The sequence below is a fragment of the Sediminibacterium sp. GW821-FHT12F12 genome, assembly GCF_058806635.1.
This window is the reverse complement of the sequence record NZ_JBXAPW010000002.1, coordinates 349,656-371,016: the sequence shown is the minus strand read 5'-3', so window position 1 is coordinate 371,016 and position 21,361 is coordinate 349,656. Positions and strand designations below refer to the sequence as shown.

Sequence of the window (21,361 nt, the reverse complement as noted above, 5' to 3'; positions counted from 1 at the left end):
AAAACGCAGGTTGTTTTGTAAAACACTAAGGTAATCCAAGCCCCCGATATGTCGGTTTTCTTTATGTTTTACTTCACAATTGCCTGATAAATGGCTTCCTGAATGTTTGGACGTACGTTTAACTGACTGAGTTTATTGTTGTTACGCGTAGGTGTTACCCTGTTAGACAGAAAAATATACACCAGCTCTTCTTTAGGATCTACCCATACACAGGTACCGGTAAAACCGGTATGTCCGAAAGTTGCCGGCGATACACTTTTGGATGGATAGGGCTCTTTCCGGGTTTCATTATCTTTTTCAGGTTTGTCAAAACCCAGGCCCCTGCGACTGATGCTGCTGTTATAGGCCGTGAATTTATCGATGGTGCTTTTGTTAAATAAACGAACTCCGTTCAACTCGCCCCCGTTCAGTAATAGCTGGTACAGTTTGGCCAGATCATAGGCATTGCTGAATAAACCCGCATGGCCGGCCACACCGCCAAACATGGCAGCGCCTTCATCATGTACATCGCCACGGATCAGTTGCTGACGAAAATGTTTCTCTTCTTCGGTAGGAACGATCTGGTTGATAGGCATGCTTTCTCTAGGGCGGTACATGGTGGTAGTCATCTGCAATGGCTCATAAATAGTTTCGCGTGCATATTCGTTCAATGGCTTACCACTCACTGCTTCTACGATCTTTCCGAGAAAAATAAAGTCATTATCGCTATACACATATTTGTCAGAAGCTGTCAGCTTGCTTTGAAGGATACGTTTGTACAAAGTATCCTGCCAATCGTTTCTCACATACAGGTCTTCTGCCACCCTGAACTGGTGTTCCATATCTTTTTGCGAAGAAAAATACTGTGGTAAAGGTTTGCCGGTAGCGGTATCAATCACTTCCCTGTAAAAAGGAATAAAGGGGTTGAGTCCCGCCTGGTGTAACAGTATATCTACCAGTTTTAGAGGCGATTTGTCACTGCCCCTCACCCAGGGTAGATAATCGCCCAGTGTTTTGTTAAGATCTACTTTTCCTTCTTCGTATAATTTCATGACGGAAACAGTAGTAGCAGAGATTTTGGTTACAGAAGCCAGGTCAAAAACCATGTCAGTTGTAACCGGTTCTTTTTTATCAAAATTGGTATAACCAAATGCTTTGTTATAAGCGATCTTTCCGTTTTTGGCTACCAAAACCACACAACCGGGCGCGGCTCCTTTTTCGATGGCTTCTGTTGCAATCTGGTCAATTTTGCTGAGGGCTGAGGAAGATAGACCAATCGACTCGGGGCTGGTTTTAGGGAAATAACTGTTGTAAATGATCCCGTCTCCAAACTTCAGATCCTCTGTAACCGTTACCGGTAGTTTTCCCTTAGGTTCGATTTTGCCCATAACCAGTAACACTGCCGCTTCCTGGGTAAGATCATCGTCTTCATAACAGGCCACTAGATTAGGAGCATTAGCCACATTTTTAATCGCATAAGGGTTGCCGAAAACAAGTGTAAGGGTATTCAACTGCTGTAAACCATTGGCCAGATACACAGAAGCGTTACTGATACCGAAATTATTGGCAGGTCTGCGGCTGAAATTGTGCATACCTACAATTACTACATCGTAATTCTTTGACCGGATGGTATTGATCAGTTGTGTAGCACCCGCACTATCACTTTTCTCGATAATGGTTACCGGATTTTTATCATCCTGCAATTCCTTACCTACACTGTTTTTACTGCCAAAAAGATATACATCTGCATTGTATTCTGCACGAATCCTTGAAGCGATTATATTTTCTGCAGGAGCACCCATGCATACATACGCCACTTTTTTTCCTTTGGCCAGCGGGAAAATGCTTTCATTCTGCTTGCGTAACAGTGTTAAGGCATTGGCACTGAGCTGGGTTCTGATCTGGTTGGTCTTTTCATTCAGATCGGCCAGTAAACCTTCTGTTTCAATGGGTATGATCTTGTGCAGGCCAAGGTTGTATTTTGCCAGCAACACTTTTTTTACCCGTGCATTCAGGTCATCCCAGCTTAACCTGCCTTCTTTGATGGCTTCTTTTACTTTGGCAATACTGCCCGGTATATCCCCCGGTAAACATAAAAGATCGTTACCGGCTATCAGCGACATCACCGAAGCTTCTCCCATCGGAAAAAACTTGGCAACGCCCTGCATTTCCAATGCATCCGTAAAAGTGATACCCTGGAAACCTAGTTCATTACGTAACAGGCCTGTCACATTTTTATTGGATAAGGAACTGGGCAGATTAGCGGTAGTATCGATGGATGGGATAGATAAATGCGCCGTCATGATACTTCCAACACCGGCTTTGATAAGTTCGCGGAAAGGGGATAGTTCCAGATTATCCAGTTGCTCACGCGTTTTGTTGATGACGGGCAGGTCTTTGTGCGAATCAACAGACACATCTCCATGACCAGGAAAATGTTTGGCCGATGCCATCACGCCTACATCCTGCATGCCTTTCATATAGGCCACCCCGAAGCTGGCTACCTTGTATTTGTCTTCTCCAAAACTTCTGTCGTTGATAACCGGATTCAACGGATTATTATTCACATCCACATCCGGTGCAAAATTTACCTGGATACCGAGGCGTTTACACTGTTCACCTACGGCTTTGCCGAATGAATAAATCAATTTACTATCGGTAGTGGCGCCCATCATTAGCTGCCTGGGGTAGTTGATCACGCTGTCTAAACGCATGCCCAGTCCCCACTCTCCATCAATCGAGATCAATAACGGTGTTTTGGCTATCTGCTGGTATTCGTTGGTGAGCAGGGCTTGTCTGAGCGGACCTCCTTGGAAAAAACAGAGTCCGCCCACATTGTATTTTTTGATCAGTTCTGTTACCTGTGCTATATGTTCGGCCCCGAGATTGCTGTGCGCGCGAATGATCATGAGCTGTGCAATACGTTGGTCCTTACTCAGCTTCCTGAATTTCTTTTTCACCCAGCGTTCTGCGGCAGGGGATGTTTGATAAAAATCCTGCGCATAAATGCCCAGTGTGGTTACGAGCAGACAGATCGTTAATGTGGCGGAGATAAAATAGTTTCTTTTCATATAGCAAATTGAGGAGGCACAAGTTAGCAATTATACGGCTATGATGATTCTATCAAAACCGGAATAAGACCGGTTATAAAAAAGGCCGTCACAGATTCTTGTGACGGCCTTCCTGTGAAAGTATGAGTTAGGCTTCTTCGGTTTCTTCTTCCGGTTCTTCGCTCAGTTTGGGGTCGATATTGTTGGCTTTGATGATGGCGAACCATTTGATCATTTTTTTCATATCGCTGGCGTATACCCTGTCAAAATCCATATCTGGATATACTTTCTGAAAATAGGCTTTTACGGCAGCCGCATCTTTATCGGATGGCAAGGCCTCTTTGCTGTTACCCATGGCCTGGAAAACATCTACCAGGTTCACGTTTTCGCGGATGGTATACACTTCAATACTTTCGAGGTGTGAAAAGTTGTGTATACGGCTGCTGACAAATTTGGTGGTCTTGTCTTCGAGCGACTTCACAATGGCTCCATCGGTTTTGCTTCCTACCAGTTCAAATAAACCGTTCAAACCGGTTATTGATATCAATTTGCTGTACTCCATAATAAGTGATTAATTGCTGCAAAGTAAGGGGAAAATGAAGAAAATAAACCCGACAATCTGGCTTACGCGGATATTTAGGATTTTACTAAGTATCTGTTACTGCTTACCAGGGTGGCTATCCCGGATCTCCGTTTATCCCTGAAAATTGTAAAATATTCAATTAGATGTGTAGATTAGGACTACAAACCATTCTACACACTAAAACTGCTTATTATGAACATGGAAACCATTAACTGGCTGGCCGTTCTCGTGGCCGGTATCTCCGCTTTTGTGGTGGGAGGCATCTGGTATTCTCCCGCCCTGTTTGGCAAAGCCTGGATGAAAGCCAGCAATTTAACCGAAGAACAGATCAGACAGGGAAACAGGGGCAAAATTTTCGGATTCACCTTTATATTTTCTGTGCTGATGTCTGCCAACCTGGCTATGTTTCTGAATGATGCCAAAACCGATCTGGCCTGGGGACTGACTGCCGGAGTATTAGCGGGTATCTGGACATTCTGCGCCATCGCCATTCATAGCCTTTTTGAGTTGAAAAGCTGGGCCTTCATTCTGATCAATGGAGGATATAGCCTTGTTTCGCTTGCGCTGATGGGGGCTATTCTTGGTGTCTGGCGGTAACTGATTGATCCATTAAATAAGATATATGAAAAAACAAGCTATTTTTTGTTTGCTGTTATTCATGGGTATTGCAGGTATTGCGGGGGCTCAACAAACCTATGATTCTGTACTCGCCAAAAAAACCGGCGCTGATGAATATGGTATGAAACAATACGTAATGGCATTTCTGCGCAAAGGTCCTGCTGATATTACAGACAAAACCCAGCGAAGCGAGTTACTGAAAGGCCATATGCAAAATATTGGGAGGCTTGCCGAAGCGGGCCAACTGGTACTGGCCGGACCCATGACTGCCAATACAGGGGTAGAAGGTATTTATGTATTTAATGTAACCACCGTTGCAGAAGCGGAAGCGTTGAGTTTAACGGATCCTGCCGTAAAAGCAGGATTGTTTGCCATGGAATATCACCCCTGGTATGCCACAGCTGCTCTTATGGAAGTAGTGCGTATGCATGGTACTTTACAAAAGAAAAAAAGATAACAATAACCTGGTAGCCGGTATGTTCGGCTGCTTATAAACAAGTATGTATGATACACCAGAATGCGATCAGTTGGTTTGAAATACCTGTGGCTGATCTTTCACGTGCCAGAACTTTTTATGAAACTATTTTTGAATTTTCAATGATTCCTATGGATCTGCCGAATCTGAAAATGTGCATGTTCCCTATTGAGAATATGATGGGTGTTGGTGGTGCTTTGATAGATAGTGGCGGCTATCATATCCCTTCGGCAACAGAAGGAACGCTGATTTACCTGAATGCCAATCCGGATGTGCAGTTGGTACTCGACAGGATTGAAGCCGCCGGCGGTAAGATCCTGGTTCCCAAAACAGAGATTACACCTGAATATGGTTATATGGCCGTTTTTCTGGATTCGGAAGGTAACCGCATTGCTTTGCACTCGATACCACAATAGAGAAGAACAGACGTATTATTCCCCATGCATCCGTTTTCTTCAAAGCAGATGCATGTGATCTGTTTATTCCGGGAAAAGTGTTCTATCAATATTCGGGATCAGCCGCAGCGCATTTTTATAGTAGACCTTCTTCAAAACAGCATCACTTAAACCCATGCCATACATTTTCCAGAAAGCGTGGTATTTTTTGTGATAAGGGAAATACTCATCTTCCGTTTCCAGTACACGAAAATAAGTGGCGTATTCATCGGGTACCCAACTGTCTTTGCCAAACAGGATCCTGTCCTGGTATTTCTCAAAAAACTGTTTGGCCATGCGTGGCTGTCTGCCCAGTTCGGCAATAATGGCGCCAAACTCTACATTCATATTGGGAAAAGAATCGAGCAGTTTACCCAGCTTACCCAGGTCGTTGGCATACCAGCCAAAATGTGCGGCAATAAAAGTAGTGTTGGGGTGTTTGCGGATGATATTGTGTTGTTGCTGTATCAGATCGCCCCAGGGAGCCGGGTCTGTATTTCCTCTTTTACGATCAGGGTGTGTGGCAATCTCCAGCCATCTTTCATTCTTCTCGTCTTCCGGATCCCAGAATGATTTCGGATCGGCGGTATGGATCAATACGGGGATTTTTAGTTCGCCACATTTGGCCCAGATCGGGTCCAATCTTGGGTCATCAATTCGCAGCAATTTGCCGGTATTATCTTTAAAAGAAAAACCAAGGTTCTTATACACTTTTAATCCATTGGCACCTGCTTTTACATCCTGCTCCAGTTCCTTGAGCGCATTGGCTGTCCAGCCGGGTTCGCCCACCCCAATAAATGAAACATTGGTAAACTGGATGATACGGTTAGGCGTTGTTTCCTTTACATGTTTGATGGCATCTGCCAGATAAGCTGGATCCTGCAGGCCAAACTGTCCGCCCACCGATTTATATGATCTGCCACTCAGGTTCACCATTACCCGCATATTCAGTTTGTCCATGTCTTTCAGCAAACCCGCTATATTCTGCGTAGGCATACTGAACTGGTGATTATGTACATCAATGAAAGGAAACTTAGCGCGGGTAACTTTGTGTTCCGGAACCACCAGTGTAGAAACCGGTTCATATTTTTCAAAATCCATTTTTTTGTTTTGCGCCTGCGATAGCAGAGAGGCCAGAACAAAACAAATACTAATCATTTTTTTCATGCAGTCTGATTTTGGTGCAAACTAAGTTTATGGCACAGTCAGACTGTACCGCTGTAGTAAGTTAACATTTTCTTGTATTAACCAGTCTGGCTCATGTCAGCTATAGCCGCATCCAGCCTCGCAGAAAGGGTTTCATAATCGGTATACCCCCTGGCTAGTAAAGTAAATTTGGTGTCGGAATTCTGTAACAGTACACAGGGATAACCGCTAACCTGTAACTGCTTGCATAACTGAAACTCGTAGTAGGCCTGGTCTTTGTATTCCTCAGCGTGCAACCGGCTGTAAAATAGTTCTGGTTGTATACTGTATTTTTCAAGCAGATGACGGTAAGCCTCATCATCGGTAAGATCGCGCCCCTCGAAATGCAGGGCATACTGCAGATCAGCGGCAAAAGCTACTTGTTTTTCGGGATAGATCTCTTTGAAAATACACAAAGCAATGGCCGGTTTCTCGGAATGCGGAAACCAGTCGCTGAGGTCCGGATTGTTGATATGCCATAGGTATTCTGCCCCAAAGCGGATACCGGTCAGTTCCTCTACCGTAGGGTAGGCTTTCTGTATATATCCCGCGGTAGCAGCAATGGGTACCGGTTTTTCAGGAAGGATCATTCCAGCCGATAATACTTCGATCTGTACAGCGGGGTACTGCTCCGCGAGTTTTTTCATCACCGGACTAAATCCATAACACCAGCCACAGTAGGCATCGTAGCAATAAAACAGGATAGGTTGCATGGCGCAAAGGTAAAGAAGTTTGGAGTTTGGGGTTGGGGGTTTGGAGTTTGACGGTGGTTTTGTTGTGGCAGATTATTGTAGCTTTGCCCTTCTATAAACGGATAACAGGGGAATTATAACTCCTAACTCCAAACTACAAACTCCAAACTGTTATACTATGCCCGGTTTTGAATTATTTGGTGCCGAAGAAAGAAAAGAAGTGAATGATGTGCTGGAAACAGGCATCCTGATGCGCTATGGTTTTGATGGCCCACGCCAGGGAATCTGGAAGGCAAAAGAACTGGAACAGGCAATTACAGAAGTATTCGGTTGCGGCTATGCCCAGCTTACCGCTAACGGAACGGCGGCTTTAACTACGGCTATGGCCGCATTGGGCATTGGTGCCGGTGATGAAGTGATCATGCCCAGTTTTACATTTGTGGCCAGTTTTGAAGCGGTGCTGAGTGTAGGTGCCGTACCGGTACTGGTAGATATTGATGAAACGCTTACGCTGAAACCCAGTGCTGTGCGGGCAGCCATTACCTCCAAAACCAAATGTGTAATGCCCGTACATATGTGCGGCAGCATGGCAGACCTGGATGCACTGAAACAGATCTGTGATGAACACAATTTGATCCTGCTCGAAGATGCCTGCCAGAGTATCGGGGGATCGTATAAAGGAAAATCATTGGGTACCATCGGACATGCCGGTACCTTCTCTTTTGATTTTGTAAAAACAATTACCTGCGCCGAAGGTGGCGTGGTGATGACGAATAGTGAGGAAGTATATCGTAAATCAGATGGGTACACCGATCATGGGCATGACCATCTGGGCGTAGACCGTGGTGCCGATCTGCATCCTTTTATAGGATACAATTACCGCATTAGTGAATTACATGCAGCAGTGGGTCTGGCGCAGATCCGTAAACTGGGAACTTTCCTTGGCTTGCAGAAGAAAAATAACAAAGCACTCCGTGCTTATCTGGAACAGATCCCGGAAGTAAGGTTCCGTGTGGTGCCGGAAGGGGGAGATGACAGCTGTAGTTTTGTAAGCTGGTTCCTGCCCACTGAAGCACTGACAAAAGCCGTGGTGGCCGAAATGAAAGAACAGGGTATACTGGCCGGTAATTTTTACTGGTTCGTGAATAACTGGCACTATATCAGCAAATGGGATCACTTGAAAAATGCCACTACGTTGAGTTCGTTGAGCGATGTACAAAAAGCTGCTTTGCTGAAATTGAAAGAAACTGATTTCTCTGCCAGTGACGCTATCATGAGCCGTTGTATTTCTACGGCGATTAGTCTGGTATGGACGGATGAACAGATCCGCGACAAAGGCGAGAAAATGGTAGCGGCTATTAGAAAAGTATTGCAGGCTAATTCATAAATACATCTCTCTCTATGGCTCGGTACACCATACAGATTGATGCAAATAAGCGGCGGAAAAAGCTGTATTGGGCCTGACTGCAATTGATACTGGGTATTGTTGTGCTAATGCTGTATCTGGTTTTTGATGAAGAAAACAGTTTCTCCAGTATCTCTCATATCGTTTTTGCATTTTTCTTCATTTCGAATGGCGTTTCAGGAGTCAGGGCATTGCAGAGAAATTATTATGTTGAGATCAACGATGTATATATTGAATGGTTGCCGCAATTACCGGGTGCCTATGTTTCAATTGTTGTATGGGATGATATACGCTGGATCAAACAGGAAAATGATGGAAGTATTACGTTTAGCCAGCAAAGCAGTTTCAGTAATACGCTCCGCTTAACTGATTTTCCGGCAGTGGATAAGTTGCAGATTATGAGAGAGTTATATTCAATAGTTTCTGTCAAACAGCTACGGCTGATTAATTTCGAGGAGATGGTTTCTGCCATGGCCTGAATTCTTTTCCCTTACCTTCCAGTGTATTCACATAATCCAGACTTCCCAACCTGACCCGGAAGGGGATCCTGGTTAGTTTCTCTATTTGTAATTCTTTCTTGCAAAAAAAGCCAAGATGGTTATTGTAATAATCCTGCGGTAATAAACGTAATGGGATATTTTTCAGGCTGTCAATATCCTTTTGTTTGTTGCTGAATACAGGTGTACCCGTTTGCGCAAAACTTGTGGCTGCGCTTATTAGCAATAAATTCACAAACAAACAAATTGCTTTCACTATTGGGTTGGTTTCTTTTGTATGTAAATTTACGGCATTAAAACAAAGCCGGATTGAATAAGTTCACGCTTTGTAAATCGTATTGTAAATCTATTATGTCTTTAGGTCAATCCTTACAGCAGAAGTTGCTGCAGAAATTGTCGCCCCAGCAGATTCAGTTAATGAAACTGCTGCAGGTACCTACTGCCAATCTGGAAGAGCGCATTAAGGAAGAACTGGAAGAGAACCCGGCACTGGAACTGGATGAAGAAGGGCATGAGGATGAGTATGGAGATGATATCCAGGATGAGTTTGATAATGCATCTGATGATGATGCAGACCTGGACGGCAGCGAGGAAGAGTATGACAATGTAGATATCAGCGAATATGTGGTGGATGATGATGGCGAGATCGCAGACTATAAAATGAAGGATGATAACTATCCTGAAATGGACGATCAGAAAGTGATCCCGATCAAGGTAGAATCCAGTTTTCATGATCTGCTGCTTGACCAGTTGGGTATGCTGGAGCTGGATGAACGCCGGTATAAAATTGCAGAGCAGATCGTAGGTAGTTTAGATGATGATGGGTATCTGCGCAGGGAACTATCGTCTATTTCGGATGATCTTGCTTTCCGGCAGAGCCTGGTGGTGGAAGAAAAGGAAATTGAGGAACTGGTACAGCAGATACAGCAGTTTGATCCGCCAGGAATTTGCGCCCGCGACCTGAAAGAGTGTTTGTTGCTGCAACTGAAAAGAAAGCTGAACGACGGAAAAAGTGTAACACTGGCCATCCAGATCCTGAGTAAATATTTTGATGAGTTTACCAAAAAACATTACGAAAAAATCCAGCGGAGCCTGAACCTGACGGATGACCAGATCAAGGATGTGATCAACCAGATCATTAAGCTGAACCCCAAGCCAGGTGGTAATATCGGGGAGATCAATAAGGCGGAGAGTTATATCATACCCGATTTTTTTGTGTTGAATAATGCCGGCAAACTGGAGTTGACACTGAACTCTAAAAACGCTCCTGATCTGCGCATCAGCGAAGGATACCGGGATATGCTGAAGGATTACGAGAAAGGCAGTAAAAAAGATAAAAGACAGAAAGAAGCCGTACTTTTTATCAAACAGAAGATCGATTCGGCCAAGTGGTTTATTGATATGATCAAACAGCGGCAGGATACCCTGATCGGCACTATGAGCGCCATTATGAAACACCAGCAGGAATTCTTTCTGACGGGTGATGAGACCACCATGCGGCCCATGATCCTGAAAGATATTGCTGAGCTGACCGATCTGGATATCTCTACCGTAAGCCGCGTGGCCAACAGTAAATTTGTACAGACTGAATTTGGCACCTACCGGCTGAAATTCTTCTTTAGCGAGTCTTTGAGTACCGATAGCGGAGAAGAAGTGAGCACCCGCGAGGTAAAGAAGATACTCAGCGATATGATTGAAGCGGAAGACAAACGCAAACCGCTCAGCGATGAACTGCTCACCGATATGCTTCAGGAAAAAGGCTATAATATTGCACGTAGAACCGTTGCCAAATACCGTGAGCAGTTAAACGTTCCGGTAGCACGTTTGCGCAAGGAACTATAAAACCACGCCCTGGCGCCTTGGCGGGAAAATGACCTGTGAGGTGTACCAACTAGAAAATATATCATGGAAGAAACGACTACGGCTACCACTGAAAAACATTCGCCACTATTGACCATTCCGGCGAAACTGATCTCGTATGTATTTCATCCCTTATTCATTCCTACTTACGTTTTTCTCTTTCTGATCTACCAGGTGCCTTATGAATTTGCGGGTATTACGGAATACCAGTTACAATTACGTTTGTTCAGCATTTTCTGGTTAACGGCTTTTTTTCCTGCTTTTGCGGTGTTTTTATTGTGGCGTTTAAAATTCAGTGATAGTATTTTTCTTCGTACGCAGAAAGAGAGGATCGTTCCTTATATCATCACCATGTTTTTTTACTGGTGGATGTATTTTCTCAGCCGCAACTTTACCGACCAGCCGGTTGTATTGAAGTTTTTTTACATGGGTATTTTCATGGCTACTGTAGCAGGCCTGATCCTGAATAATTATTTCAAGATCAGTTTGCACGGGATGGCAGTGGGTGGCGCACTGGCGGCCATTATCCTGTTTGCCATGTATTACAGGCTGCCCCTTGGCCTGTATATGAGTGTAGCTGCCCTGCTTACCGGCATTGTTTGCACCAGCCGTTTTCTCGTTAGCGACCATACCAATGCAGAAGTGTACGCCGGACTGGCAGTGGGTATCAGCTGCCAATGCATTGCCTACTATTTTTTGATGTAATGATTCCTGATTTTCTACGGATTCATTTTTTCAATACAGCAGTTTTGAGTATCTTCATTACTGTTCGGTGGCTCCTATATCCTTTAAAATCCAATTGTGAAGAATCAAAGAGTATATCTTGTTTCTTTCGTATCCATTATTCTTACCCTGCAGAGTCTTTCTGTATCGGGTCAATCTACTGCCTGCACTTCTTTTATCCGTCAGAACGACACAACCATTTGCAACGGTGTTTCTGTACTACTTGATTTGAAAGACCCTCCCCCCAGAGATTCTCTGTTGCCCGGTGTTTGGAAATTATTGATTCCCGGAACGGCCATTGACTCCAACCTGTTTAATATAAAAGCTTTTGGTTTTGATAAGGCGAACCAGTACCTCTATTCCATCATTCATAAAAGAGTTACCCGGTATGATCTGAAAAACAATACCGTTACGGCTATCACTGCCGATAACTGGCCGGGGGATTATACGGAGTTTACCTATGATTATACCAATAAACGTTTGTTGTGCTGGCGGGGCGGGCGTGATTCTGTATACGCATTACCGGAAAACGGAGGCAGTTGGGTAGCCGTCGGGGCCGGCACTATTGATCGGGAAACATATGGTGCTTCTTCTTTCTGGAACCCCGTAACAAAACAGGTGGGTATATATGGTGGCTACGGTTTTAACGAAATGAAAAGCTGGATCTTTGAGAACGATGGTTTTGGCTGGGTACAGAAAAAATCCAATCCCATCATCGATTCCACTCCGCCCAAAGGAGGCAACCTGCTTGCTGCCAGTGCCAATGGCACCAAACTGTATTTGTTCTCCGGACAGGGAAGTTATTCCGGCAATGAACTTTCCGGTGCCTGTGCCTTGGGTAGTGCCTGGGCTTCTGCGGGTGGTATGTTCTGCTGGCTGCGTGATCTGTGGGAACTGGATCTGACTACCTATCAATTTCAAAATATTCTACCGGTAAACAATGCATCTATTTTATATGAAGGAGCATTGAGTTATTATACAGACCAATCACGTTTTTACCTGTTTGGTGGGTTTCAGCCCACAGGTAATTATGCAACCAATCAGAACCTGGCGAACACCAATAAAACATTTTATTTCAGGAGAGGCATAGATCCTGGTTTTGTAGAGATACAGGGCGAGGGACAAGTGCCGCCTGCTTTGGCCAAAACAGCACTGGCTAATTATGCATACTATGATGCTGTTGCCAAACGAATGATCTGGGCCAGGCATGATGGTATCTGGGCCTACTATCCCGATTCAACCACGGCAGCACCGGGGGGCAGATCAATTCTATGGTCAACAGGCGATACCACTGCTGCTATTACAGTGAAACCTTCACAAAGCACTTTGTATCGTGTTACCCGTACCATCGGCAGCCAGGTGTGTAAAGACAGTATATTGATTACGGTAACCAATATGCAAACCAGTCTGCAACCTGCTGTAAATGTATGCGGTAACAGTACGAGCTTAGATGCTGGTGCAGGTTTTGCCTCTTACCAATGGAGTACCGGCGAAACAACCCGCACCATTACTGTTACCCAAACAGGTACGTACCGGGTGGCTGTTACCAAAGCTGTTTGTGCAGCAACGGATAGCAGTAAAGTGAGTTTTGCATTACCTGTGGCTGATTTTACTGTAACGGTACAGAAAGATTCTGTTTGTGCGGGCGATAGGGATTCTCTGTATATCACCAATCCGCAGACTGGTATTACTTATTCCTGGCGGGTAACCGGTAATACAAATGTGATCAATACCGGTAATAGTTATGCCACTTCTATCACAGCGAATACTTCTTACACAATCAGCGGAGCCAGCAACCCTGCTATCTGCTCAACCAAAACAGCACTGGCCGCAATTGTGGTTCGAAAACAGTTTTCTAAACCGTTAGTACGCGTAGATTCTGTGGGTACTGGCACCCTTCAGTTCAGCTGGGATCCGGTACCAGGTGCTACCGCCTACCAGGTGAGTACCGATAAAGGCCTCAGCTTTACCGCCCCTTCCAGCGGTGCACAGGGAAGGGTGCATATACTGACGGGTTTACTGCCCAATAGCTATCTGTCTTTAGCTGTAAAAGCGACTGGTCCCTATGTATGCCAGACAAGCGATACCGCACAGATAGCCGCCACTACACGCAATCCTTTTGGCAATGGTATTTATGTGCCCAATGCCATAACGCCTAATGGGGATGGTGTGAATGATGTGTTGCTGGTGTATGGAACAGCGATCAGTTCTGTGAAACTGATTGTTTACAGCCAGTGGGGGGCACAGTTGTTTCTTTCTACTGATCTGAAGAAAGGATGGGACGGAACGCATAACGGACAAAAACTACCTGCGGGTTTATATACGTATTCATTGGAAGCGATCATGCAGGATGGAAGCCGCATTAACAAAGGAGGAACTTTCAGTGTGATAAGATAGCACCAAGCAAATGACCATGCGAAAACTATTGACCATATTAACTGCATTTGTTCTTTCAGTCACTATGCTGCAGGCACAGACAGATCCGCATTTTACCCAGTATTATGCATATCCCTTGTGGTTAAATCCTGCATTGAGTGGGGTAATAGATGGTAGTTCGCGTGTGGCAGTGAATTACCGCCGGCAGTTACCGGGTTTGTATGCACCGATGACTACGCAGGCTGTTACGGCTGATTTCTCCTTGCCTGAAAATATCGGATTGGGTGTAACGGCTTTAAACATGCGATCAACAGATGCAGGATACCAATATTCCAATGCCTATCTATCGTTCTCTTACCGGGTACACCTGACTAAGTACGGAATCCTGAGCGGCGGTTTTCAGCTGGGTGTGATCAATCGGAAAGTAGATCCCGGCAAACTGCAGTTCGGTAATCAGTTCAACCCGATAATTGGATATGATCCGTCATTACCTTCCAATGAGATCTTTACCTATCGTTCAGCCACATCTTTGGATGGCAGTGTAGGACTGATGTATTTTGATGGAGATCCTTCCAAAAAGAGCAATGCTTTTATCGGTGTAAGCCTGTATCATCCTACACAACCTGTTAACCGTTTTCTGTCGGGTGGTGATGAAAACCTGATTCCCATACGGTATACAATACATGGGGGTATACGTTTTCAGGTAAGCCGAACGGCAGCGCTGACTCCGCATGTACTTTTTATGAAACAGGGCAGCACTACAGAGCTGGCGGGTGGTATGGTATGTAATCTCAAGCTGGAACATGGTAAAGATCTTATTATGGGAGCCATGTACCGGAAAGATGATGCGATTGCTCCCAGCCTGGGTCTGCATATCAATGGACTTACGATCGGCATCAGTTATGATGTAAATATTTCGGGACTGAAAACAGCGGCTGCTTCCAATGGCGGCTATGAATTATCGATCAGTTTCACCAGTCAAAAGAAAATACCTGATACCCGGTTTATATGTCCCAGATTGTAAAAATGAAAAATACGACATGGGGTTTCTGCCTTCTGTTAGGTATGCTGACCTCTGTGCTGGCTGATTCCGCATCTGCCCAAAGTACCCGTAAACTCAAACGCAGGGGCGATGCTGCTTTTCAGCAACAGAATTACTATGGGGCAGCCAAATGGTATGCTGCGGTGTTATATGATAGTCCGCTGGTAACAGTTAGTTCCGGTTTGGTATATCCTTTTCAACCCTCCCGTCATACGGGTCCCCGGAAACTAAGCACTGCTTTAAAAAGCGAATTGCAGTTTAAACTGGCAGAATCCTATCGCTTATACGGACATTACCGCGATGCGCTTCCACAATATGAACAATACCTTGCCTCACAGGATACGCGGTATCCTTTGGCTAGGTTATGGTATGCAGAATCTTTATTGGCCAATAACCAGCCCGAAAAATCCAGCACTGCATTCAAATCATTTTTACAGCAATACAAAACAGCCGATGAGATGATGCAAAAAGCAAAACAGGGATTGGCCAACTGTGAATTTGTAATCAGCCAGCAAAAGCAAAAACCTGCTGCGCTTATTACAAAATTGACTGCACTATCGTCAACGGATGGATCCAACTTTGGATTGGAGAAAGTAGCTGATGGTTCTTTTCTGTTCACCAGCTCGCGCCATGAGCTACAGGGAAAGCAAAAAGAGAAAGTATATCCGGTGAGATTGTATACCGCTGATCTCAGAATGAGAACCACAGCTGTGTACACGGAGATCCCGGGTAAGATCAATATGGGGGCTTCTTCTATGTCGGCCAATGGTCTTAGGTTGTATTTTACCGGATGGAAGGAAGATCCGGCTTCTCCTCAACCCCAATACCAATTGTATATTACTACCCGAACCACTCTTGCGGATAAGTGGAGCGAACCGGTTGCATTGGGAGCTAACATAAATGTAAAAGGGTATCGCAGCAAACAACCTTTTCTTACACGGGATGATCGTTTTCTGTTGTTTGCATCCGATAGGCCGGGCGGGTATGGTAAATATGATATCTGGGTGGTGGCTTTGCAGGATGGCAAACCGTATGGTGAAGCACGCAACCTCGGTAATGCCGTAAATACATCAGCAGATGAAGCTTCTCCTTTTTATGATGCAGTAGCCCAACAGCTATTTCTAAGTTCGGCCGGGAGAGTGGGTATGGGCGGTATGGATGTGTATGCAGTAAGTGGTGAGATCAGCAGTAACGAGTGGAAGGAAGCCGTTAATCTGGGAGTACCGGTGAATTCTGTGAAAGATGATTTGTATTACAGAAAGAATAATACTTCAGATACGGCCTACCTGAGTTCCGATCGTGCTTCTGCCTGTTGTATGGAACTGTTTTCAGCAGTAGTGTTGCCCAAAATGGATACTGTGCCTACCCCTGAACTGGTGAAAAAAGCGGCACCTGTTCGGCCTGATACATTAGTGGCAGTAAAAGATATGCAAAAGCAATTGATGGATTCGATTAGTGCGGTTACGGTAGACAGACTGCATGTGAATTACCGTTTTGCGAGTGCCCGTATCCGCCGTGTGGATTATCCGCAACTGGCACAGGTTATAGCACAGCTTTCAAAGAATCCGGCATTGAATCTGCTCGTGGCTTCCTTTACTGATTGTATCGGTTCCCGAAGTGCTAACGAAATTCTCTCGCGTAAAAGATCGGCTGCTGTAAAAGCGTATCTCGTGGCTAAAGGCATTGCAGCTTCCAGGATCAATATTGATTTTTTTGGAGAGAAACACCTGATTGTACCGTGTAAAGAAGGCAGTAGTTATGATGCGCTCACACAGATGGCTAACCGACGTTCGGATCTGATTGTGACCACGGAGAAAAATCCACGGTGGACACCTACGGGCAAAGAACTTGATCTCGCTCCGATTAATCAAGGGTTGGCTGTTGTACCCGGTGAGAACAAAACGGATAACACTACGGAGAAACAGTCTGGTGTGAAGAATAATAATGTAACTGTTACGCAAAAACTAACCCCGTCTGTTCAGGGAAATGCCAAACAGTCTGATGCTGTACCAGGTAATATGAAACATGCTGTGAGTAAAGATGCGGTTACCGGATCAGCTTACCGAAAATCAGTTACGAATACTGCTAATGCAAAAGCGGCCTCAGGAAACATAAAAGCTGCTGATCTTGCATCTGCCAAAAAACTGATGAATCGTAAAAGCGCCAGGGATAGTGTAGTCAGGCCTATGGCGCAGGTCGTGAAAACACAAAATACAGATGGGTATGCTGCCGGCAAAGACAGTATGCAGAAAATGAAGATAACCTCTCTGCTGGATTTTACACCACGTGTAAAAAAACCTTCACTGATAGAACAGATGACGAGCCGCACACCCAAAAGATCTTTTGAAGTACTGACTACCTCTGATTCAGTAAAAGTGGAATTGTATGATAACGGGGTGTTTGATGCTGACTCTGTTTCCGTTATCTATAATAAAGAACTGGTGATCTATAAACAGTTACTGCAAACCAATAAGCCCATCACTTTCTATGTAAAGCTGAGCGCAGATATCCGCAGGAATGAAATGATTTTCTTTGCAGAGAACCTGGGATTAACGCCACCGAATTCTGCACTGATGATTATTACGGATGGAGAGCGTAAGCGCACCGAGATCAATGTATCCAGCGACCTGGAACATAATTCAGTGATCTATTTCATCAAAGTGAAGAAATGACGGAGATGAAAAGGGATAGGCGCTGCAACATCTCTGCTAGCAGGGGGGTACTGATTTTCAATAATCAGATATAAAGCATTCCCGAGGGATATCAGAACCTGGTGCACCTTAATTTATCCAGTGTAGAGTTACGGATCTTAAGAAAATCACGGTAAACAATGGAAAGTTCGAGTCCGCCGCGCCAGTTGGAAACCACTTTCAGTTTGGAGATATTGATATCGTAACTGAGTCCGATACTCACATGGTTAAATCCGACTTTTACCACCGGTATCAGTGCATCGCCCCATCTCATAAAACTACCCACATACAGAATATCCGGATCGCCGTTATCGTATTCTGCGATATTAATGCCATACATGATACCACTGAGTAACTGGCGGTTTCCATTCTGCATCATCAGGTCTGTGAAAGCAGTAATATGACCCCGTTCACCCGAGGGTGCATGAATGCCTGCATTCATAATGAATTTAGGCCGGAGAAAATCAGGAGAACTACCGGTAACAGAAGTAATCGTTGGAGTATTGATATGCGACATACCTACCGCTACATAAAAATTAGTTTTGTTTTTGAGCGTACTACTGAAGGATAAACCGGCATTCACATCCCAGTAAGAATATTTGTTGTTGGTAATTACCTGTGCAGTTGGGTTAGAAGCATCGAATGAACCACCGCGGAATTGGTCGCCCATTTTGAGCTGTGTGGCATCGAACTGGCTGGATACGGGGCCGCCCTGGAAAGCCGCTGTGAGGTAAGTATCCGTCTCATCGCTAAGAGATTTATGAAAGCTGATAGAGGGCAGGATCTGTGTTCTTTTCAAACGGATATCACCTGCAGCATCCACACTCATCTGCGAAGCGATGGTGATCAGATCATTCGCCTTACCTACAGGCAATTTATGTTCTATGTTTAACGAACCCGTGCGGAATGGAACGGTTACGCTGCCCCACTGGTCGCGATACGACATGGAAACACGCAGATCACCCGTAAACAAACCTGCCAGTGCCGGATTGCGGAGTAAAGGCTGCTCATAAAACTGGGAGAAAGTATAGTCTTGCGCATATCCTGAACGGGTACTCAGTAATATGATCAGAAAAAAAATGGTTTGTAGAATTCGTTTCATGGGGGTATCATTTAATTATTTTAACACAGCGGTATTCCCTTTGAAAATAGAAGGAATCCCTTTTTCACAGATCACTTCACATACGTATACAAAAACATCCGGTGGTGCGGCTTTGCCCCTGATTTTACCATCCCACGCATAGGCAGGATCGCCCGGCAGGAAATTGGTTTTCTCAAAAACAATTTCACCCCAGCGGTTAAAGATTCTAAAGCTTTTGATCATTTTGATTCCTTTGCCCTGCACCATCAATAGATCATTGATTCCATCGCCATCCGGTGAAAAAGCATTGGGAATAAATACATCGGTGCTTGGACAGAAAGTTTTAATATTCAGCGTATCTGTACTGGTACAGCCATAAGCATTGATGGCAAGGCAGAAAATGCTGGCATCGTTGGAAACTTTTACCTGCGGGGTTGGACAGGTTTTGCAGGAAAAATCTACCGGACCACTCCAATACCATTTGCGGATATCCTGTACTTCGGGTCTCGCATTCAACTGGTAAGTACCACCTGCTGTAACAGTGGTATCGTTACCGACATAGATCCGCGTTGGGTTACCCACGGTAATCCTTACCTGCGCACTATCGGTAAAGCAGCTGTAATTATCTTTTCCTACAACCTGATAAGTAGTGGTAACAAGTGGTTTGGCTACTGGTGAAGCTGCGTTTTTATTACTCAATCCCGTTTCAGGATACCAGCTATAACTGGCGGCACCTTTGGCAAACAGCTGGCGCGACTGACCAACACAAATGGTATCGTTTAAAGAGGCAATCATTTTCAGTGGTTGTATTACACGAACATCTGTGGTAGTGATCTGACTGCAACCGTACTGGTTATACCCGATTACTTTATAGGAACTATTCTGCATCGGTCTTACTTTGGCAGTGGTGCAACCATCGCAGATAAGTTTATTATCCTGGTCGGTCCATATATAGTTTACGGCACCGTTAGCAGTGAGGTTGGCTTCTTCGCCTCTGCATACTATCGGTTTTGCATCTATTTTTACTACCGGTATCGGGTGTATGGCGATCTGTTTGTAAGCGGAATCGAAACAGCGGTTAATGGTGGCAACGGTTAATTTCAGCGTATAGTTTCCATCAGACATATATTGCACAGATATAATTGAGTCCCTTGGTCTGGAACCATTGCCGAGGTTCCAGAGGATAAAGGCGATAGAGTCTTTTGAGTTTACATCAGACGAAACCTGGAACAACTGACTTTTACAGGCGTCTGCAATAGCATTGATATTGGCTTTTGGAAATTCGTATACCACTACTTTGTAAATAGCTTCTGTTGTATGCGTACAACCGGTATTGCTTTCAATGGCCAATGCCATTTTTCTTTCACCATCGGAAGTGAAACTGAGAGTGGCATTTGTTTGTTGTATAGTGTCTCCGGTACTCGATAACCATTGATAACTTTTAATGCCAAAAGCAGATTGACTGGTATTGTTGAAGCGGAAAGTTGTTTTACCACAATCATTGATACTGGCCAGCGAAAAGGCAGAAAGTACTTTGTCTACTTTGATGGTAACCGTATCAGTAGAATTGTTACAGATGCCGTTAGAAATGGTCCATACAAAACGATATGTACCGATTTGTAATCCGGTTACCATGGTAGCGGCTGACGAAGCGTTGGCAAATGCGATTTTTGTTGGTCCTGCTGCCTGGCTCCATTTGCCTGCGCCCGATGTGGGTTCGTTGGCTTGTAACCTAACAGAACTGTTTGCGTAACACAGTGTCTGATCCTGCCCTGCATTAGCGATGGTTACCAGCGGAACAACCGTGATTAAGATACTGTTTGAGTACTCAGTGGCACAGGCTCCGTTTTTCACCAATACCCTGAAAAGCGTATTAGCTGTCAGATCACGGTAAAGCAGACTATCGGAATTATTAATGATGAGATTCCAGTTAACACCATTGTCGGTTGAATATTCCCAATGAATGATATTGCCTGTTCTGCCAGCTAGGGTAAGCATACCGCTGCTGTTGCCACTGCAAACAATATTGGTTCCGGAAAGAATACCTGCACGGGTTGCTGTATCAACCTGAATCTTCGCTGTATCAGAATAAGCGGCAGAACATTCTCCGTTTTTGATCAGTACCCTGAACCAGGTAGTACCAGTAAGGCTGGTATACGTATAACTGGTATCTGTATATTTCAGCGGGGTCCAGCTATTACCATTGTCTGTGGATGATTCCCATTGCTGAATGGTTCCTGTAAAACCACCCAGCTGCAGACTGCCTGTATTGGCTGTTACACAAACAGTGCGCTGGGTGGGTAGTAATTTTCCACCAACTGAAAGCTGGTAAACATGAATAGTTACCGTATTGCTATAGGTGCTGTTACAAATGCCATTCTGTATCAGTACCCTGTATTGGGTAGTTAGCTGCAGATTGGTATAAGAAAAATCTGCAGTAGTTTGATTGAGCGTATTCCATGTACTACCACTATCTGTGGATGATTCCCAACGGATAATATTTCCTGTATAACCGGAAACAGACAGTTTGCCATTATTTCCGGCCACGCAAACAAATGCATCGGCTACCAGTTTGCCGCTATTCGTGGCAGCATACACGGTAATCTGTACCACATCCTGTGAAGGGGAACAGAGACCATTGGAAATGGTCCATGCGAACTGATAGGTACCA

General features: G+C 44.7%; 17 protein-coding genes. 10 read left to right on the top strand and 7 right to left on the bottom strand.

The annotated features are described in order from the left end of the window. Window positions 1-68: 68 nt before the first annotated feature. Window positions 69-3,050, bottom strand: a complete 2,982-nt coding sequence (locus AC1RNB_RS04065) for a serine hydrolase domain-containing protein (protein ID WP_493080928.1) — start codon at window positions 3,048-3,050, stop codon at window positions 69-71. Between the two features lie 127 nt (window positions 3,051-3,177). Beyond that, window positions 3,178-3,591, bottom strand: coding sequence for a DUF5606 family protein (locus AC1RNB_RS04060; protein ID WP_493080927.1), 414 nt, complete (start codon window positions 3,589-3,591; stop codon window positions 3,178-3,180). A gap of 213 nt (window positions 3,592-3,804) precedes the next feature. Between AC1RNB_RS04060 and AC1RNB_RS04055 the strand changes: the two genes are divergently transcribed. Genes AC1RNB_RS04055 through AC1RNB_RS04045 form a run of 3 tightly spaced genes read left to right on the top strand, consistent with a single transcriptional unit; the run spans window position 3,805 to window position 5,121 of the window. Beyond that, window positions 3,805-4,209 (top strand): DUF1761 domain-containing protein, encoded by a 405-nt coding sequence (locus tag AC1RNB_RS04055; RefSeq protein ID WP_493080925.1) that lies wholly within the window; start codon window positions 3,805-3,807, stop codon window positions 4,207-4,209. A gap of 25 nt (window positions 4,210-4,234) precedes the next feature. Next, window positions 4,235-4,687, top strand: a complete 453-nt coding sequence (locus AC1RNB_RS04050) for a YciI family protein (protein WP_493080923.1) — start codon at window positions 4,235-4,237, stop codon at window positions 4,685-4,687. Window positions 4,688-4,734: 47 nt separating this feature from the next. Next, entirely contained in the window at window positions 4,735-5,121 is a 387-nt protein-coding gene (locus AC1RNB_RS04045; protein WP_493080921.1) for a VOC family protein, read from the top strand. Window positions 5,122-5,184: 63 nt separating this feature from the next. On the opposite strand, the gene AC1RNB_RS04040 is transcribed toward AC1RNB_RS04045, so the two are convergent. Together AC1RNB_RS04040 and AC1RNB_RS04035 are read right to left on the bottom strand one after the other, a co-directional pair. After that, window positions 5,185-6,306, bottom strand: a complete 1,122-nt coding sequence (locus AC1RNB_RS04040; RefSeq protein ID WP_493080919.1) for an amidohydrolase family protein — start codon at window positions 6,304-6,306, stop codon at window positions 5,185-5,187. Between the two features lie 77 nt (window positions 6,307-6,383). Continuing rightward, the gene (locus AC1RNB_RS04035; protein ID WP_493080917.1) at window positions 6,384-7,037 is read right to left on the bottom strand and encodes a DsbA family protein; all 654 of its coding nucleotides are present in this window, start codon (window positions 7,035-7,037) and stop codon (window positions 6,384-6,386) included. A gap of 157 nt (window positions 7,038-7,194) precedes the next feature. Between AC1RNB_RS04035 and AC1RNB_RS04030 the strand changes: the two genes are divergently transcribed. Next, complete coding sequence (locus AC1RNB_RS04030; RefSeq protein WP_493080915.1) at window positions 7,195-8,403, top strand: DegT/DnrJ/EryC1/StrS family aminotransferase; 1,209 nt, start codon at window positions 7,195-7,197, stop codon at window positions 8,401-8,403. Between the two features lie 107 nt (window positions 8,404-8,510). Further along, window positions 8,511-8,900 (top strand): hypothetical protein, encoded by a 390-nt coding sequence (locus tag AC1RNB_RS04025; protein ID WP_493080913.1) that lies wholly within the window; start codon window positions 8,511-8,513, stop codon window positions 8,898-8,900. On the opposite strand, the gene AC1RNB_RS04020 is transcribed toward AC1RNB_RS04025, so the two are convergent. After that, window positions 8,866-9,153, bottom strand: coding sequence for a hypothetical protein (locus AC1RNB_RS04020; protein WP_493080911.1), 288 nt, complete (start codon window positions 9,151-9,153; stop codon window positions 8,866-8,868). The genes AC1RNB_RS04025 and AC1RNB_RS04020 overlap by 35 nt on opposite strands. Window positions 9,154-9,269: 116 nt before the next feature. Between AC1RNB_RS04020 and rpoN the strand changes: the two genes are divergently transcribed. From rpoN to AC1RNB_RS03995, 5 genes are all read left to right on the top strand, one after another. Then, window positions 9,270-10,760 (top strand): RNA polymerase factor sigma-54, encoded by a 1,491-nt coding sequence (rpoN, locus tag AC1RNB_RS04015; protein ID WP_493080910.1) that lies wholly within the window; start codon window positions 9,270-9,272, stop codon window positions 10,758-10,760. 63 nt (window positions 10,761-10,823) lie between these two features. After that, a complete protein-coding gene (locus AC1RNB_RS04010) occupies window positions 10,824-11,483 on the top strand; it encodes a hypothetical protein (RefSeq protein ID WP_493080908.1) in 660 nt (219 codons plus the stop codon). Between the two features lie 96 nt (window positions 11,484-11,579). Beyond that, window positions 11,580-13,898 (top strand): T9SS type B sorting domain-containing protein, encoded by a 2,319-nt coding sequence (locus tag AC1RNB_RS04005; protein WP_493080907.1) that lies wholly within the window; start codon window positions 11,580-11,582, stop codon window positions 13,896-13,898. Between the two features lie 16 nt (window positions 13,899-13,914). Continuing rightward, window positions 13,915-14,901 carry a PorP/SprF family type IX secretion system membrane protein gene (locus AC1RNB_RS04000; RefSeq protein WP_493080906.1) on the top strand — a complete coding sequence of 329 codons (987 nt, stop codon included), beginning with the start codon at window positions 13,915-13,917 and terminating at the stop codon, window positions 14,899-14,901. After that, the gene (locus AC1RNB_RS03995) at window positions 14,886-17,591 is read left to right on the top strand and encodes an OmpA family protein (protein ID WP_493080904.1); all 2,706 of its coding nucleotides are present in this window, start codon (window positions 14,886-14,888) and stop codon (window positions 17,589-17,591) included. The genes AC1RNB_RS04000 and AC1RNB_RS03995 overlap by 16 nt, the downstream gene beginning before the upstream one ends. A gap of 91 nt (window positions 17,592-17,682) precedes the next feature. Here the strand turns inward: AC1RNB_RS03995 and AC1RNB_RS03990 are convergent, their stop codons facing one another. Both AC1RNB_RS03990 and AC1RNB_RS03985 read right to left on the bottom strand, forming a co-directional pair. Then, entirely contained in the window at window positions 17,683-18,711 is a 1,029-nt protein-coding gene (locus tag AC1RNB_RS03990; protein WP_493080902.1) for a PorP/SprF family type IX secretion system membrane protein, read from the bottom strand. A 15-nt stretch (window positions 18,712-18,726) separates the two neighbouring features. Then, window positions 18,727-21,361: DUF8696 domain-containing protein (locus AC1RNB_RS03985; protein ID WP_493080901.1), on the bottom strand; the 2,635-nt coding region annotated here is incomplete at its 5' end.